We start from the raw sequence: 18,116 nt of genomic DNA, 5'->3' as shown, positions 1-18,116 counted from the left end.
AGAAGATGGACACGAAACCTACTGGAAGTGTAACACCTGCAAAAAGCTTTTCTCAGACGCAGCCGGAACCGTGGAAATCAGCAATCCGACAGCGATTAAAGCGACTGGCCATAATCTGAAAAAGGTAGAGAAGAAGGATGCTACTGCTACAGAGGAAGGAAACAGCACATACTGGTTCTGCGATAAATGTAATAAGTATTTTAGTGATGCAAAAGCAGAAACTGAAATAAAAAAGGAAGACACAGTGCTTGCAAAACTTTCTACAGTAAACAAAAAGGAAACAGAGGCATCTTCAGCAAAAACAGCTAACGCAACAAAGGTGACCAGTACAACGGATAAAACAACGAAGTCCTCTCCAAAAACTGGAGACAGTACAGATGTGCAGTTATATGTGATTCTTATGCTCGTTTCAATAGGTGCTGCTGCAGGAGCTGGCGCTAAGAGAAAGCTTAAGACCCAGCGGTAATGACTTTAAAGCATTAAATTTAAAATAACTTCTATATAACGAAGGGGACTGCCTCGACAGTCCCCTTGTTTTTGTTTTATTTTCTTTTCTTCAAAATCCTTGTCTGAAGCGGCGCCATGACTTCGCTTTCAGTTCCGTAGAGCAGTTCATATTCTGCCGGAACAGCAACGGTCTGTGGCTTACGCGCGTAGTTCTGGATAAAGAGATATTCTGTGTCATCACTTTCTCTGACTGTTACTGAAACACCTTCCGGAATGAATTCGACCGGAGATTTCAGTCCGGCTTCTGCTGCTACTCTGCCGTAGAAATCCTGATAGAATCCAAGTTCCATATCAGTGCATACATAGTATACGTGACCTTTGCCGAATGTTTTGTGTGTCAGTACCGGATATCCCTGATAGAAATCTTCGCCGTAGCGCATCAACACTTCTGCATCAGAAACTTCAACCAGTTCACAGAGATTTTTGCAGGTATATACATTACTGATTCCGAGATGACTTCCCTTCTCCGGAATTGCATGGTTTTCTTCCCAGTCATACAGCGCATCTATCTCTGCGCTGCGAATTCCGGTTACGTCCATCAGACCATATGGAGTTCCGTCAAGGAAACATTTGTCTGTGCCGTCTACCAGTCCTGACCAGTAGGAAAGTACCAGCGTTCCGCCGTTTTCTACGTAAGTGCGGAGTTTTTCTTCGTAGCCGTCCCTGAACATATATGCCATCGGAGCTGCCAGGACTTTGTAGCCTGCAAGGTCATGTTCCATTGCAATAATGTCGACATTCAGCCCCTGCTCTCTCAGTGCGCGATAGTTTTTCTGTACGTTTTCGCGATAGTGCATATCTACATTTCTCGGTCCCTGCACATCCGCAATTGCCCAGTCATTTTCACGATCATAGAGCACGGCTGCCTGTGATCTCATAGTTGTTCCAACCGTCTCCTGAATCTGTTCCAGAACTTCTCCAACCTCTGTCACTTCGCGGAAAACACGGGTATCATCTTTGCCGTAATGATCGATCACTGCACCGTGGAACTTTTCGGAAGCCCCCTGACTCTGGCGGAGCTGGAAGTACAGAACACTGTCAGAACCGTGAGCAACTGCCTGCAGCGATCCTGCCAGAAGCATTCCCGGTTTCTTAAGTTTATTGATCGGTTTCCAGTTGGTTGCAGACGGACAGGATTCCATCAGAAGGAACGGTGCTTTCTTGATACTGCGCATCAGGTCATGCTGCATTGCCACATCAACAGCTGTAACATATTCTTCTTTTTTGTGCCATCCCGGATAGTTATCCCAGGAGACAATATCGAGAACATCTTTGAATTTCTTATAATCCAGGCCGTCATAATCATACATCAGGTTTGCCGTTACAGGCAGTTCTGAACCGCCCTCACGGATTGCATCTACTTCATTTTTGATAAAGTCAATCGTCTGGTCTGTCACAAAACGTTTCCAGTCAAGTTTCAGAGCATGAAGTTCATTTTCACCTTTTGTGGACGGACTTTCAATCTGATCAAAACTGTTGTAGATATGACTCCAGAATGTGGTACACCAGCGTTTGTTGAGGTTTTCAATCGTGCCGTATTTCTCTTTCAGCCACTCTCTGAACTTCGCCTGACACAGTGGGCAGTGGCATTCACCGCCAAATTCATTGGAAATATGCCACAGCATAACTGCCGGATGTTTGCCGAATCTTTCAGCTAACTTCTTATCGATCGCATGGACCTTTTCTCTGTATACCGGAGAGGTGAAGCAGTGGTTATGTCTGCCGCCGAAGAATCTTCTTGTTCTGTCCGGGTCCATACGAAGGACTTCTTCGTATTTGTCTGCCATCCATTTTGGTCTTGCACCTGACGGGGTTGCAAGGATAGTATAGATTCCCTCTTTATAAAGATTATTGATGATTTCTTCAAGCCAGTCGAAGTTGTATTTTCCTTCTTCCGGTTCAAGAACAGCCCATGAAAAAATTCCTACAGACACTGTGTTGATATGTGCTTTCTTGAAATATTCGATGTCTTTCTGAAGAATATCCGGGCGGTCAAGCCACTGTTCCGGATTATAATCTCCACCATGAAGATAACGTCCGTATTTAATCTGTTTAGCCATTTTTTCTCCTCTTAAAGTCCTTTAAATACAAAAGAAAATTCCATTTTTTTGTCGGTCTTCAGCAAATATTCTTCATGTGTACGAGCTCCCCAGCTGTCGTCACCGCCGATTCCCATCTGACCTTTTGCAGCACGTACAACGGTGTAATGAACCTCTGGAAGTTCGTATGGGTGCATTGCATTTTCCATCTCATGTGGAGTATATGGAAGTGCGGAAAACATCATCGGTCCGTTGTTTTCATCCATCTCAAAGAGCATTCCTCTGCCTTTGCGGTCAGTTACTTTTGCCCAGCGGACTTCTTCTTTTGCTCCACATTCCTGTGGAACCATATATCTTGCCATGTTATCTGCAACTTTGTTTGCATAGATACCAAGTTTTGCACCTTTTTTACGGTCAGAATAGGTTTCTGTCTCACCAAGTCCATACCATTCTACGCGGTCGTAATCTGCATTAAATTTGAAGATTACACCAAATTCCGGCATATCCCCAAGTTCCTTGACAGGATCATAAGTAAGAATTGTCTTTACTCTTCCATCTCCGAACACTTCGTAGGAAAGTTTGCATTCACTGGTCGGTGTAGTCGGCATAAGGTATGTATAAGTTACTTTTACAGTCTTCTCATTCACTTCTACTTCCGGTACATTTCCCGGACCATACGGTCCCTTGCGGAAGTCTTTATGGCTTAAGTACATGCTGGCAAGTTTCCACTGTCCATAGCGCATTCCCATAAGATTTCCACAGTCATTGTCTGTTGGTGCACGCCAGAAATTTGGTTTAGGAATCGCCTCGATCATCTCTTTTCCGGCATATTTATAAGATGTCAGTCCACCGTTTAATACGGAGAAAAGTACTTCAAAGTGGGCACCTCTGACACCGATATTGTGTGTGCTGCGAATCACTTCCACCCCTTCAGGGCATGCCTTTTTCGGTACTTCTACCTTGTATACATACTGTCCGAAAGCAACTTCATGTCCTGCTTTTGCCCACACTTTATCCTCTTTCAGATGGAATGAAACGGTTACTGCATATTCGCCTGCTTTCTCTTCTTTTGTAAGTGGAAGCGCATAAGTTTCTTCACTTAACGGAGCAACTGCTGTCGCAAGAGAAGCTTTACGAATCACTTTACCATCCTTCGCAACCGTAACCTTGCAGTCAAAAATATCTGTATTCACAAACAGGTTCTTGTTGATGACTTTTACGCTGTCTGCGCTGACTTCTGCAGAAATATTCTGGTAGTTAAATTTCACTTCCTGCATCTTCGTAGAAGCATCTCTGTTTCCTCCGTATGCAATACCATTTCCACTGAAATTATAGTCTGTCGGACGTTCTCCGAAGTCACCGCCGTATGCCTGGAATTCTTTTCCGTAACGGTCTTTTTTATAGATAGACTGGTCAATATAGTCCCAGATAAATCCTCCCTGATACTTCGGCTCTGTATCTGTCAGATCTGTATATTTGTGCATTGCACCGCAGGAATTTCCCATTGCATGTGTATATTCACAGCAGACAAACGGTTTGGAATCGTCCTTTGCAAGGAACTCTTTGATTGCTTCTACAGACGGATACATCTGGCTTTCCATGTCACTGGTGTCATTGTATCTGCGATCATGGCAGACTCCTTCATAGTGGACCAGACGGGTCGGGTCTGCCTTATGGAAGAACTGTGACATTTCAAAGATATCCTTTCCTCCGAAGGACTCATTTCCACAGGACCAGATAAGGATTGCCGCATGATTCTTGTCTCTCTGATACATGGAGTTTGCACGGTCAAGCATCATATCCAGCCATTCTGGTTTATCGTGCGGCACAACGTAAGTGTAGTCTTTTGTAAACTCTGCGATATCCCAGGAACCGTGAGATTCCAGATTTGTCTCATCGATCATATAGATTCCGTACTCATCGCAGAGTTCATAGATCAAAGATGCATCCGGATAATGACAGGTGCGGATCGCGTTGATATTGTTCTGTTTCATGATCTTAAGGTCTTTGCGAAGCTCTTCTTCGGAGACATGACGTCCGCTTACAGAACTGAATTCATGACGGTTCACACCCTTGAATACGATACGTTTGCCGTTCAGTGTCATAATTCCGTCTTTCATCTCGAAACGACGGAATCCAACCTTCTGCGGAATCACTTCCTGAAGTTCACCGGACTCGTTATATATCTCCATTTTCAGATCATAGAGCTGCGGATCTTCTGCACTCCAGAGCATCGGATTTTCTACTTTCCATGCGTAAATTTCTTCGCCATCCAGTGCTTTTTTGTCTTCAATTACAGTCTCTCTATCTTTGGAAAGTGTAATTTTCACTTCACCTTTACCCCATGTATTTGTACGGATTTCGAGTGCTGCTGCACTTAAAGTTTCATCCGGAATTGCACGGATCTGAAGGTCATAAACATGAACTTCCGGTACAGTATAAAGATAAACATCTCTGTAAATTCCGGAGAAGCGGAAGAAGTCCTGGTCCTCACACCAGCTGCTTGCTGTCCATTTGAATACCTGTGCTGCAAGTTTATTTTCGCCTTCTTTTACATACTCGGTCAGTTCAAATTCTGACGGTGTAAAAGAGTCCTCACTATATCCGACAAAATGTCCGTTGAGCCATAATGCAATGCCGCTCTCTGCTCCCTGGAAGGAGATAAAAAGACGTTTTCCCTGCATTTCCTCCGGCACTTCAAAGTATTTTACATAGCTTGCAACCGGATTAAAATGCTCCGGAATCTCGCCCGGATGAATATCCTCATGGCCTTCCCACGGATACTGTACATTGGCATACTGCGGTGCATCATATCCTTCCATCTGGATATGAGCCGGTACACGGATATCATCCCAGTCTTTACAGCAATATTCTGTTTTTTCAAATCCCGGAATCGCACTTCCATAGTTACGGGCATAATGGAATTTCCAGATTCCGTTGAGATCATAACGGAAGGAAGTTTCTTTTTCCTGTGCTTCATCCCCATCTCTGTAATATGTATGGTCAGAATGTGCGTCCATTCTTCCGTCTTTGAAATACTGCGGATCTTTTACTAAAGAATAATCAAAAGTTTTCATTCTTATCCTCCTGTTGTTAGATTTTGCCAAAAAAGGATGCTGCATAATCTGTACGGGACATATTATGCAATATACCCACTGGACCACACAGCATCCTTTTTTAATTTCGTTGTTATAATACTCCTCGAATTACTTCATTGCTTCGCAATTCCGGTAATTCTGCAAACATTCGAAATCCGCTGATTTATTTAACCGCTCCGGTAATACCTTCTGCGAACTGTTTCTGCAGTACGAAGAATACAACCATTGTCGGGATGGAACAGAATAATACGCCGCACATCAGCATACCATAGTCTGTTACATAACCTGTGATCAGGTTTGCGATCAACATTGGCATTGTCATCGCCTTGTTATCAGTCATAATTACCTTCGGCCACAGGTAAGAGTTCCATGCATTCATAAAGGTAATAACTGCTGCAGCTGCATATGTAGATTTCATAGTAGGAAGGAACATCTGGAAGAAGATTCTTACTTCACTCAGTCCATCAATACGAGCTGCTTCGATAATATCTACAGGGAAAGATCTTGCGTTCTGACGGAACATCATGATCATAAACGGTGTAGAAATGATCGGAAGGATAAAACCAACTGCTGTATTCAGAAGTCCTGCTTTAGAGAACATCTTGAATAACGGAACCATAGTTGCAACCTGCGGAACCATCATAGCAAGAAGCAGAATAGAAAACAGTCTGTCTTTTCCTTTGTCATGGTATACTTCAAATCCATATCCTGCGATAGAACAGATCAGCAGACAGATCACTGTAGTGAGGATCGCATAGAAGAAAGAGTTTCCAAGTGCTCTCCAAAGTGGCTGCTGTGCTGTCAGATTATGGAAGTTTTCCATGAAGTGGCTGCCCGGAATAATTCGTCCACGGGATACATCTGTTGATGTATTAGTTGCGGCTGAGATCATCCAGTATAACGGGAATACCGAAATAAATGACACGATGATCAGAAAAATATAGGTAGGAATCAATCTTCTCTGAATGGCTGATTTGTTTTTCTTAGTCACGTGTATCACCTACTTTCAAGTTGATAAATGCAAGTACGGCTACCATAATGAAAATGAGGAATGACATTGCTGATGCATATCCAAAATTCGGCACGTTGATAAAACATGTATTGTAAACATAATGGGACATTGTGATTGTGGAGTTTGCCGGTCCACCTTTGGTCAGGTTGACAGACTCATCGAACAACTGCAGTGTACCATTAATTGACATGATAAATGTCATGATAATTGTCGGTTTCAAAAGCGGAACGGTAATCTTCCAGAATGTTTTCCAGCCGTTCGCACCATCAATCTTAGCCGCCTCATATACGGAATATTCGATATTCTGCAGGCCTGCCAGATAGAATACCATGTTATATCCTGTCCATCTCCAGATCAGTGCAAGGATGATCACAATCTTGGCACTGGTCGAGTTACCCAAGAAGTTATAACCTGTCGATAAAATTCCAAGTTTGATCAGAATACTGTTGATCAGACCATCTGTAGCAAACATGGAACGGAAAATCAGGGAATAGGAAACCAGAGATGTTGCACATGGAAGGAATACACATGTACGGAAAAATCCTCTGAATTTCAGGTCTTTATTGTTCAGAAGCTGTGCCAGAAGAATCGCAAGCACGAGCATGATCGGCACCTGAATGATCAGGTAAAGGAAAGTATTTGCAATAGACTGCTGAAATACTTTATCTGCCAGAATACGTTTGTAGTTACTGAAAATTGGCTCTGCAAATCTCATATTTGCGCCAGCGCCCGTCTGTAAAGAAATGATGAACGCACGAATCATCGGATAAAAGCTCATAACTGCGATCATGATAGACGCAGGTGCAAGGAATAACCAGCCTGCAGCTCTCTGTTTCGCAACCAGAGTCATGCCTTTTTTCTTGGAATTCACAGGAACTCCCCCTTTCAAAACTTCAACGTAAGACAGGGGACTGCAAGCAGTCCCCCGCGCTCACTTTACTTACTACTTAGTTCGATTTCACTTAAGGATTCAGGACCAGATTACTCTGTCATCTTGAATGCAAGTGTATCCTGTGCTTCCTGAAGAGCGTCTTCTACAGATGTACCATTTACAATATTAACAACTGCTGTGTTAACGCATTCTCTTGCTTCATAGTGATACGGTGTTTTTGTGAACTCCGGAATATGAGAAGAGTATTCTACGATTGTTGAGAAGATTGACTGTCCGTTGAAGAATTCGTTTGGCTCATTGTAAACTTCAGATTCACCAGCCGGCAGATAGCAGGAGATCGCACCTGATACTGGAAGGATTGCATCATAGAAGTCTGTGCTGGAACCAAATGTGCTTGCAAGGAAATCTTCCGCGAGTTCTACATTCTTGCAGTTGGATGTAATATACCAGGAAGATCCACCGTTGTTAGCATAGTTTGTAGCTGTATCAACGTCATCAACCTTAGGCATTGTTGTGATTTCCCAAAGACCTTTCTGGTCTTCTGTAGCCATCAGAGTAGCTGTGATCCAGTTACCATTTACGATACCGGCTGCCTCACCGCCTGTGATTGTTGCGATGTATTCATCCCAGTTGTTTACAAGTTTAACAACATCATTTTTAACGAGGTCTACATAAAGGTTGATGCATTTTTCTGCAACATCATTTCCAACGATGTAAGCTTCGCCGTCTTCATTTACGAAGTTAGCTCCGCAGGACTGCATCATCATCATCAGAGTGTCACCGCCTGTAGCTTCGCTTGTAAGGAGGTATTTACCGGTCTTTTCATGAACATCTTTACCGATTTCCATAAATTTGGACCATGTGATATCTGTCAGATCATCCAGTGTATATCCTGCTTCGTCAAGGATATCTGTACGGTAGCATGCGATAACAGCACCATTATCAAACGGAACACCATAATGTGTATCATCTACCATAGAGTAGGACTGTTTCAGTTTTCCGAAATCATCCCAGTTGATATCCATATCTTTCAGATCTGTGAAAGCATCCGGGTAGCTCTTCAGATATTTCTGATAGCTGTTGTCCTGCATCAGAACGATGTCCGGAAGTGTGCTGTAGTCACCAGCGTTAGCTGCTGTTGTAAGTTTTGTCTGGCAGTCATCAGAAGATGTTTCGATAATATCTACAGAGAATCCTTCGTGATCTTTTGCGTACTGCTCACCAGCCATCTGCATAGATTTGATATTGAAGTTCTGGTCCCATGCCCATACGGTTAATGTATTGTCATCTCCGGAATCAGCGGAAACAACTGTAGCTGTTCCTGCAAAAGACGCTGCCATAACGCCTGTCAGTAATACTGCAAGTAATTTTTTCTTCATGAATGTGTCCTCCTTTTATTAAGCGTATTCTCTTTTCCGAATTGCTTATGAACCAATTATAGCATCCCGTTTTTTGATATAGTTTGCATAACCGCACATATAATGTGCATTTTCAACCATTTTATCCATTTTGCACTATGAACAACCTTTAGTTTTGTATTTTTTGTTTGTTTTTCGTATTTTGTCGTTTTTCTTCATATTATTTTGATAAAAAAAGCCCTCTCTTTTCGACATTCTGTACACTTTCCTTGTCGGCAAGAGAGGGCTTTGTTCTTATTTCATAAATTTTTCATTCATTTTTTGTACACATTTCACATAATTTCAAAGGAATTATGCAAAATAGACCTTTTCAGGATGTTGTATTTTCATCGTATGAAGCATCTCTTCTGTAAGATCCAGAAGCAGTTTAATCTTGCGTCCATCTTCTTTGATGATCATTGTATAGTATGGAATATTGTCATCATAAGAAGTATAGTCAAATTTTTTCAACTGTTCCGTGCCGCCGTTTTTCTTGTACTTCGCAACACTTTCGTGCCAGTGCGGTGCAGTTACTTCCATGTTTTTTAATTCCAGTACATGCGCAGTCTTGCGGTATTTTTTACCATAGATCACGTCGATGCTGAGTGTATCATTTTCCAGGGTGTACTCATAATCCTTCTGGCTGAAAATATCAAACACAAAATAAAGCGCAGCAAGAAGAAATCCTGCCAGCATAAAGGACTGGGATATTGCGATTCCCATGATCACAAATATCACCGCAAACAAAATCATTACTTTCCGGAGAACTCCGGACATGCTCTTTTTCTTTCTCGAAACCTGCTCCACAATCTTATAGTCGTACATATCAATGATTCCTTTCTCTTTTTTACCATCCTTTTTCTGAATGAATGTTAAATCGCAGAAGCTGCTGTTCATAGCTTTCCGGACGTTTCCGCCATTCGAGAGGAGTGACTCCCATCAGCTGTTTAAAGTTTCTGTTAAATGTCGAATTTGTCGTAAACCCACATTTGTGAGCAACATCCGCAACCGGAGCATCTGTGGTCTCCAGAAGTTCACATGCTGTATAGACACGTACGGTATTAATATATTCCAATGGGCTCATCTTCATGTAGGAAGTAAACACTCTCCGGAAATGCGTCTCACTGATATGACAGATATTCGCCAGATCCTCTACTTTGATATCCTCCATGTAGTGATATGACACATAATCCAACACACGGGTGATCATATTGGTAAGCTTACCGGCGTCTTCTGCAACCTTGTCCTCTCCTGAATCCCTGTTTAATCTGGCAATTTCTACCAGAAGTGCTGCAAGCACTCCCTTCGCCTCCTCCAGAAAAAATTCTTCACCATATCTCATAATATCCATGATCTTGCGGATTTTTTCCGAGATAGATAGATTCTCCTTCTCTTCAAAAAACAAAGCCCTGGAATAGATACGCTGAATCACCTTTTCTGCCTTGACCGGATTATCCAGAAATTTTTTCATAAATCCTTCAACGTCTATAAACAGATATTCCCATTTACTGACCGTACCAATATCACTGTTTGTCGTATGCGGATAGTTCGGCGGAATTACCGTAACGATGCCTCCGTAGAAACGTTCTTCCTCTTCACCAAGCACCATATGTCCGTTGCCGCCATAACAGTACCCGATTTCAAGATAATTATGAAAGTGAAGATAATCCACATCATTCCCGTAATTCTGAACCCACTTCTGTCCAAGAAGCGCCAGGATCGGACTTCCCGCTGACATCTGGTAATAGCGGAACTCCATTTTCGGTTTTCTTCTTTTTTTTGCCATTTACTCACTCCATTTCGGCAATACACTCAAATACATTTTACTATTGTACTATATATTTCCCAACAAAAAAAGATTACCGTCGTAATTCGGCAATCTTTTTTGTCGAGAAATCTCGATTCATTTTATTTATTTTTATGAACCAGTTCTCCGATCACATAGCATACCGCAGCAACTGCCATACCGTTGATGGATGCAATCCCCCATGTCACTACGTTTGCCACGATTGCGCCAAGGATCACACCCGCTACGGCAAACCAGTTGACAGTTACCATCTTGACTGTATCAGTATCATAAGCTTTTTTGTTCATAAAATAAGAAAGTACAAGAATAATTCCAACCGGCGGCAGTGTACAGTTCAGGATATTCAGCCATCCGCAGAAGTTGTAATACAGCCATACAGAAAGCAGTGTTCCGATAACACCGGAGATCAGAACCATCGGTTTCTTTCTCTTATTGAAAATATTTGCAAGACCAAGTCCTGCTGTGTACAGAGCATTGTCATTTGTTGTCCAGATATTTAATCCAAGAACCAGGATCGCAAGGTAAAACAGATTCAGACGAATCATAACCTCAAAAATATCATTTCCGCCAACAAAGATATAAGAGATAGCTCCAAAGAAGAACATCAGAGAGTTTCCGATAAAGAATGCAACTACTGTTGCGATTGTTCCCTGTTTACCATTTTTTGCAAATCGTGTGAAGTTCGGTGTTGCAGTTCCTCCTGATACAAAAGAACCAATCGCAAGTCCCGCACCGCCGATAACACTCAGAGAACCGCTGGATTTGGCAAACTGATCTGCAATCGTTCCATCACCCTGTCTTACTGCCATGATCATTGCAACTGTCCCAAGGATTGCAACAAGCGGCACTGCAATATAACTGATTATTGTAAGGGACTTGATTCCAAAATATGCAGATGCTGTCATACATGCTCCCGCGATCAGAATCAGCACCCATTCTACTGCTGTGCTTCCGCCAAAAAGTTCACGCGCAACAGGAATCGCAAACATTGCAATACCTACGCCAAACCATCCAATCTGTGTAAAGCTTGTCAGCGCTGAAGAAATATAAGAACCTTTTTCTCCAAATGCTCTCTTGGAAAGCAAGTCAAGACTTAAACCTGTCTCTGCGCCAACATAGCCAAGAAGACCGGTGTAAACACCAAGGATCGCACCCCCCAGAAGAAGCGCTTTAATAAATCCCCAGAAATCAAGTCCTGCTGCCATTTCCTGTCCTACCCACATGCTTGCCGAGAAAAATGTAAATCCAAGCATGATCATAAACATTGTCAGGAATCTGCGTCTGCTCCACTTCGGTACTGCACATTCCGCATAATCGATATCTACAGTTGTGCCACTCGCCTGCTGTACGCCGTTTCCTGTTGTCATTTTTTCACTCATCTGTTCTCCCCGTTTTTCTTTAGTCTAAAATATATTTACGCAGTGCACCGGTAAATTCACCGATTCTCTGCTCTGCAAGTTCCTTTAAAGTGATATCCTTCATACTCTCGATATAGCCAAGTTCCTGACGATACAGCCATTTTGCATCTGCCGGACGGACTTTCTGGTAATGGTTTGCTTTTACCCAATCTTCATAACTGATCGGGGTCGGATAGCCAAGTTTCTCATCCAGAAGTTCCTTGAAGTCGATCTTGTCGGCTCTTTCTTTAATTCCTTCCCAAAATTCCAGAACCTCTTCTACATGCTCATGAATCTCATAACGTCTTGCACCACCATCATAGATGATACATTTCTCAAAAAGAGGGCTGCACATGGAAAGTGTCTCTCTTCTGAATTCCGGAGCAACAATACCGCCCTTCCAGTAGAAATCCACATCCGGAAGGTTGATTCCGGATACACCCTTGTCCTGATATGTACTGAAGATTCCCTCATAATAAACAGTGATAAATCCTTCGAATTCCGGCCAGAATTCACGGATCTCTGCAGTAAGCTTCTCAAGGATATCAATTCCCTTGGTTCCGCCGATTGTAAAAATAATGATGTTACGGAGTCTTGCACCATGATCTCTGTAAAAATCAGTCACATAGCGAAGGCAGTGGATCAGAGTCTCTCCACTTGCAATGATGTCACCGATCATCAGTGTACTGTCCGGAACCATTGTAAGTTTGCTGTACTTGATCTCAAGACCTGCGATCTCTTCTTTTTCAAATACACGCTCACTGGAAAGAAAGCTGATATCGTGAACACGGATATGCTCTCTGTAGCAAGCCTCTTCCAGAGGGTAGTTTAAAGCTCCTCTTAAAATAGAAAGAATATTTGCGGTCGTAACCTTTTTCTGCTCCTTCAGATAATAAAGCATCTGAGAAGTAGAGGACACCAGGCAGTTATACACCTCATAACCGACAATCTCCGGTGTATTCAGAAGCTTTCTGGACTCCGCCTCAGAAATCACGTAATACTCATTTTCATACTCTCCGCCTTCAAGTCGGTAGCATGCAACGCCCTGCTCATCGAACTCCGGCACCAAAACCACATTGTCCCAGTTTTTCATTTGTACCTTCCCTTTCCTCTACATTTTATATTTATACATCGTAACTGTTCAGTACCCTCACAGTTACGAGTCAAAATGCATTCCAAATCACCCTCGGTGATGGCATTTTGCCTTATATGTCTCGGGATTTTGGCAAAAAACATGCCAAAACGCCTCGCGGGATACTACCTTCTGAATAGTTACCATATATCTTAGTTACTGCTCTCTCCATTCACAATAACACATCTACAAAAGAGTATGATGAACCGCCCGGAATGTCAAGTAGAAAAAGCATTTCCGGCCACTTTATTCATAACAAAGCGGACAAGTCCGCTTCAAATTCCCTGAATTCCTCAATCTTTGAGGGACTTGTTACGCTTTGCGCGCCAGATGCAGTCTGCTTCAGCAGACATGTTCCTCATGCATCTGGTCGCATCCGCGCGGAGCGTTTTTATGTAATAGGAACATTACGGAGTAATTTCCTATTACATAAAAAAGATCCCCCTGCCATCACTGGCATTGAGATCTTTTTCTTTTCCAGTCTTCTGACCGGTTTTATATCGCTCCCAGAATTTCTCTTGCATTGTTGATCCGTTCTTCGGATGGTGGTCTGACACCTTCCAGCGGATAAGGAATTCCGAGCTGTTCCCACTTAAATACGCCGAGTGTATGGTACGGAAGCACTTCGACTCTCTCCACTGTTTTTAAAGTATGGATAAAATCTGCAAGCCTGTGGAGATACTCATCTTTATCGCTGCCTCCCGGAACCAGTACGTGGCGGATCCACATCGGTTTTCCCATATCTGACAATTTCCGCGCCATTGCCAGGATATTCTTATTGGACTGTCCTGTAAGCTTGATATGTTCTTCTTCGTCGATCTGTTTGATGTCAAGAAGAACAAGATCAGTATACTTCATAAGCTCCAGCCATTTGGAATAAAAAGGTTCTTTTTCTGTATAAGGATTGGCACTGGTATCAAGAGTCGTGTGGACTCCTGCTGCCTTTGCCTGACGGAAAAATTCGATCAGGAAATCAATCTGGAGAAGCGGTTCTCCTCCGCTCACAGTGATTCCACCTTTGTTACCCCAGTAATTCTTATAGCGAAGAGCCTGTTTCAGAAGCTGAGACGGGGTGTACTGCTGCCCCTCTCCCATTTTCCAGGTGTCCGGATTATGGCAGAACTGGCAGCGCATTGCACATCCACTCAGGAATATCACATATCTGACGCCCGGTCCGTCTACTGATCCGAAGCTTTCCAGAGAATGGACATATCCTTTGATTTCTTCACTCATTATTACATTCTGTCGTGGCAGGTTCTGGCGATAACATCCAGCTGCTGCTCTCTTGTAAGGTCGATGAATTTAACTGCATATCCGGATACACGGATTGTGAAGTTTGCGTACTCTTCTTTTTCCGGATGTTCCATTGCATCGATCAGTTTTTCTTTACCAAATACATTAACGTTGAGGTGATGAGCACCCTGGTCAAAGTATCCGTCAAGTACATGAACAAGGTTCTCTGTACGTTCTTCTTCTGTATGTCCCAGAGCATCCGGGTTGATGGTCTGAGTATTGGAGATTCCGTCAAGGGCATCCTCATAGTCCAGTTTTGCAACAGAGTTGAGGGAAGCAAGAAGTCCGTTCTGCTCTGCGCCGTAGGACGGGTTAGCTCCAGGTGCCAGCGGCTCGCCTGCTTTTCTTCCATCCGGAAGGGATCCTGTAGCTTTACCATAAACAACGTTGGATGTGATGGTAAGGATAGAAGTAGTAGGTTTGGAATCACGATAGGTATGGATGTGTTTCAGTTTCTCAAGGAATGTAGAAAGCAGTGTTGTTGCGATCTCATCTGCTCTGTCATCATCGTTACCATAGCGTGGGAAGTCACCCTCTACCTGGAAGTCTGTTGTAATTCCGTCTTCGTCACGGATAGCTTTAACTTTTGCATATTTGATAGCGGACAGGGAGTCTACTACGTGAGAGAATCCAGCGATACCAGTTGCGAAAGAACGGTCAACTTTTGTATCGATCAGAGCCATCTCTGCTGCTTCATAGTAGTATTTGTCATGCATGTAGTGGATCATGTTCAGTGTTCCAACATACAGATGAGCCAGCCAGTCCATCATCTTGTCATATTTAGCAACTACTTCGTCATAATCAAGGTACTCAGAAGTAATCGGCTGATAGTTCGGTCCTACCTGCTGTTTTGTCTTTTCATCAACACCACCGTTGATAGCATACAGAAGGCATTTTGCAAGGTTTGCACGAGCTCCGAAGAACTGCATTTCCTTACCTGTTTCAGTAGCAGATACACAGCAGCAGATGCTGTAGTCATCGCCCCATACCGGACGCATAACATCATCGTTCTCATACTGGATAGAGCTTGTCAGTACGGAGATGTCAGCTGCATATTTCTTGAAGTTTTCCGGCAGTCTTGAAGAATACAGAACAGTAAGGTTCGGTTCCGGAGCCGGTCCCATGTCTTCCAGAGTGTGCAGGAAACGATAGTCGTTCTTTGTTACCATGGAACGTCCGTCCTGTCCCATACCTGCAACTTCCAGAGTTGCCCATACCGGGTCACCGGAGAACAGCTGGTTGTAAGAAGGAATACGTGCAAATTTAACCATACGGAATTTCATTACCATGTGGTCAACAAGCTCCTGAGCTTCTTTCTCTGTAAGAGTTCCGTTCTCAAGATCTCTTTCAATATAGATATCAAGGAATGTGGAGATACGTCCAACACTCATTGCAGCACCATTCTGAGTCTTGATTGCTGCAAGATATCCGAAGTACAGCCACTGGAACGCTTCTCTTGCATTCTTAGCCGGCTGGGAAATATCAAATCCGTATGCTTCAGCCATAACCTTCATGCCCTTGAGAGCGCGGATCTGATCAGCGATCTCTTCACGAAGCTGGAAGTCATAACGTCTCATACCCTGACGGTCGCATGCTGCGAAGTCTTTCTGTTTTCCTTCGATCAGAGCATCGATACCATACAGAGCAACTCGTCTGTAGTCACCAACGATACGTCCACGTCCGTAAGTATCCGGAAGACCTGTCAGGATCTTGCTGTGACGGGCTAATTTCATTTCTGGTGTGTAGATATCAAATACGCCCTGGTTGTGTGTTTTGAATTCATAATTGTGGAATACGTCTTTGATCTTGTCGCTTACTTTGTATCCGTAAGTTTCGCAGGCCCGCTCTGCCATTTTGATTCCACCGTATGGCATAAATGCACGTTTCAGCGGTTTGTCTGTCTGAAGACCAACAACTGTTTCAAGATCTTTGAGATCTTCATCGATGTATCCCGGGCCATATGCTGTCAGAGATGTGACAACCTCTGTTTCCATATCCAGAACGCCGCCTTTGGCACGTTCTTCTTTCTGCAGTTCCTGAAGTTTTCCCCACAGTTTGTTTGTTGCTTCTGTTGGTTCTTCCAGGAAGGAGGCATCTCCGTCATATGGTGTGTAGTTCATTGAAATAAAGTTACGAACGTCAATTTTTTCTTTCCAACGGTTCCCTTTGAAACCTTCCCACTGTGAAAAGTTTTTCATTTTTGCACCTCACTATAATATAATTTATTCCGCGTATGTCCCGTCTAACTTTTCTCACAAAAGAAAAATAAGACCGGAATCTTATTAGTTTCAAGTGAACACTCCCTTGTTCACGCTGCTAGTTTACACTATAGAAAGTACCAATGTCAATTATTTAACGAATGCTTTTAATTTTGTACAATTTGTGGTGTCTTCTTGAAAATAATCATCAATATATTGTATTTTTACAGGTACAATATTTCTTTTGTCAGATATCAGATCTTATTTTTTGCTTCTATAATAATGCTGCCTGTAATAACAGTTCCCGCTGCACCCATAAGGAAACAGTATTTTTTTCATGGAGTTTATATAGTCTTTTTCTGTTTTGGACGCTTTAAGAATATCCAGTGCTCTTCGCAGATTTCGGATATCTTTTTCCATAAAATCCGTATAATTTCCCCTGCCGACCAGTTTCAGGTGTGTGATGCCCGCTTCCTTAAGGCGATAAAGTGCACAAAAACCGCAGCCGCTTGCTCCGGGGAGATAGCCCGTATCGTCTTCTGCCGGAATTTCTGTGGAAGGTGTTTCCTGTCCCGGAATGTCATCCCGGTCTGATGTTGTTTTACCACACGTTATATAGTCATTCCTCTGTTGTCCGTTTTTTATGCATGTAAGCAGATAAGGTACACGGCAAAGATATCCCATCTCATCGCAGTGAAGGGAATTACAGAATGCACCGGTAAACTGGCAGAGTTCATTCAAAGCAAATGCCTCGAACTCAAGTCTGCTCTGTAATGGTCTTACGTCTCGCTTACCTTCTGTATCTCCGACATTCTGCCTCCGCACATGTGTAATCACAGATTTCATGTCCTCAATTGTATTCTTCCTGTGAAAAATCACTCGTTTGAGTTTCATCTGCTGAAAAAAATCCACCATTCCAGAATTTACTTCCGCGGTCTCTCCGCTTAAATGAATCTCACAGTCGATATGCTGTTTTCGAAGATACAAAATCAGTGCCGGATCTGCGATAATGTAGCTGTTAAATCCAATTCTCATGCATTTCTTTATGATTTCTGCAATTTCCGGATACTGTTCCGGGATATAATAAAGGGCGTTAAACGTCAGATGCACCGGTTTCCCATACTCTTTCACCATTGCGGCAAGGATTTCCAGCTCTCCCAAAGAACCAATCTGCACATTATAAGAAAGGACTTCCCTGCGATTGAGCGGCATGACCGTCCCATATTTCTTTGTCCATTCGTATGGCACATAACCGCAAAAAAATTCATCTGCTCCGGCATGGACAAATCGTTCATATTCATCTACCGATCCTAAACCTGCAGTAATCTTCATTTGCATTTCCTC

General features: G+C 43.0%; 13 protein-coding genes. 1 reads left to right on the top strand and 12 read right to left on the bottom strand.

Annotated elements, in window-relative coordinates; translation table 11 throughout:
- Nucleotides 1-466 (top strand): LPXTG cell wall anchor domain-containing protein (locus tag DWW86_RS14875; RefSeq protein ID WP_207661404.1); only part of this gene is annotated, 466 nt, incomplete at its 5' end.
- A gap of 76 nt (nucleotides 467-542) precedes the next feature.
- On the opposite strand, the gene DWW86_RS14870 is transcribed toward DWW86_RS14875, so the two are convergent.
- From DWW86_RS14870 to DWW86_RS14815, 12 genes are all read right to left on the bottom strand, one after another.
- Entirely contained in the window at nucleotides 543-2,567 is a 2,025-nt protein-coding gene (locus tag DWW86_RS14870; RefSeq protein ID WP_117943854.1) for a beta-galactosidase, read from the bottom strand.
- A gap of 11 nt (nucleotides 2,568-2,578) precedes the next feature.
- Complete coding sequence (gene lacZ / locus DWW86_RS14865; protein ID WP_117943853.1) at nucleotides 2,579-5,623, bottom strand: beta-galactosidase, LacZ type; 3,045 nt, start codon at nucleotides 5,621-5,623, stop codon at nucleotides 2,579-2,581.
- Between the two features lie 184 nt (nucleotides 5,624-5,807).
- Nucleotides 5,808-6,635 (bottom strand): carbohydrate ABC transporter permease, encoded by an 828-nt coding sequence (locus tag DWW86_RS14860; RefSeq protein ID WP_181985370.1) that lies wholly within the window; start codon nucleotides 6,633-6,635, stop codon nucleotides 5,808-5,810.
- Nucleotides 6,628-7,527, bottom strand: coding sequence for a carbohydrate ABC transporter permease (locus DWW86_RS14855; protein ID WP_117943852.1), 900 nt, complete (start codon nucleotides 7,525-7,527; stop codon nucleotides 6,628-6,630). The genes DWW86_RS14860 and DWW86_RS14855 overlap by 8 nt, the downstream gene beginning before the upstream one ends.
- Nucleotides 7,528-7,637: 110 nt before the next feature.
- The gene (locus DWW86_RS14850; RefSeq protein ID WP_117943851.1) at nucleotides 7,638-8,927 is read right to left on the bottom strand and encodes an ABC transporter substrate-binding protein; all 1,290 of its coding nucleotides are present in this window, start codon (nucleotides 8,925-8,927) and stop codon (nucleotides 7,638-7,640) included.
- A gap of 330 nt (nucleotides 8,928-9,257) precedes the next feature.
- Complete coding sequence (locus DWW86_RS14845) at nucleotides 9,258-9,770, bottom strand: DUF6106 family protein (protein ID WP_353652724.1); 513 nt, start codon at nucleotides 9,768-9,770, stop codon at nucleotides 9,258-9,260.
- A gap of 22 nt (nucleotides 9,771-9,792) precedes the next feature.
- Complete coding sequence (locus DWW86_RS14840) at nucleotides 9,793-10,731, bottom strand: helix-turn-helix domain-containing protein (RefSeq protein ID WP_117943849.1); 939 nt, start codon at nucleotides 10,729-10,731, stop codon at nucleotides 9,793-9,795.
- 122 nt (nucleotides 10,732-10,853) lie between these two features.
- Nucleotides 10,854-12,131 (bottom strand): cytosine permease, encoded by a 1,278-nt coding sequence (gene codB, locus DWW86_RS14835; RefSeq protein WP_117943848.1) that lies wholly within the window; start codon nucleotides 12,129-12,131, stop codon nucleotides 10,854-10,856.
- 19 nt (nucleotides 12,132-12,150) lie between these two features.
- On the bottom strand, nucleotides 12,151-13,242 hold the full coding sequence (locus DWW86_RS14830) for a hypothetical protein (RefSeq protein WP_117943847.1): 1,092 nt from the start codon (nucleotides 13,240-13,242) through the stop codon (nucleotides 12,151-12,153).
- 534 nt (nucleotides 13,243-13,776) lie between these two features.
- On the bottom strand, nucleotides 13,777-14,514 hold the full coding sequence (pflA, locus tag DWW86_RS14825) for a pyruvate formate-lyase-activating protein (protein WP_117943846.1): 738 nt from the start codon (nucleotides 14,512-14,514) through the stop codon (nucleotides 13,777-13,779).
- A 2-nt stretch (nucleotides 14,515-14,516) separates the two neighbouring features.
- Nucleotides 14,517-16,772, bottom strand: coding sequence for a formate C-acetyltransferase (gene pflB, locus DWW86_RS14820; protein WP_117943845.1), 2,256 nt, complete (start codon nucleotides 16,770-16,772; stop codon nucleotides 14,517-14,519).
- 261 nt (nucleotides 16,773-17,033) lie between these two features.
- Nucleotides 17,034-18,104 (bottom strand): U32 family peptidase, encoded by a 1,071-nt coding sequence (locus DWW86_RS14815; protein WP_117943844.1) that lies wholly within the window; start codon nucleotides 18,102-18,104, stop codon nucleotides 17,034-17,036.
- Between the last annotated feature and the right edge of the window lie 12 nt (nucleotides 18,105-18,116).

It is taken from the genome of Ruminococcus sp. AF17-22AC, assembly GCF_003460065.1.
GTDB lineage: Bacteria > Bacillota > Clostridia > Lachnospirales > Lachnospiraceae > Blautia_A.
Note: the sequence above shows the minus strand (reverse complement) of the source record. Positions and strands in the feature narration are given on the sequence as shown.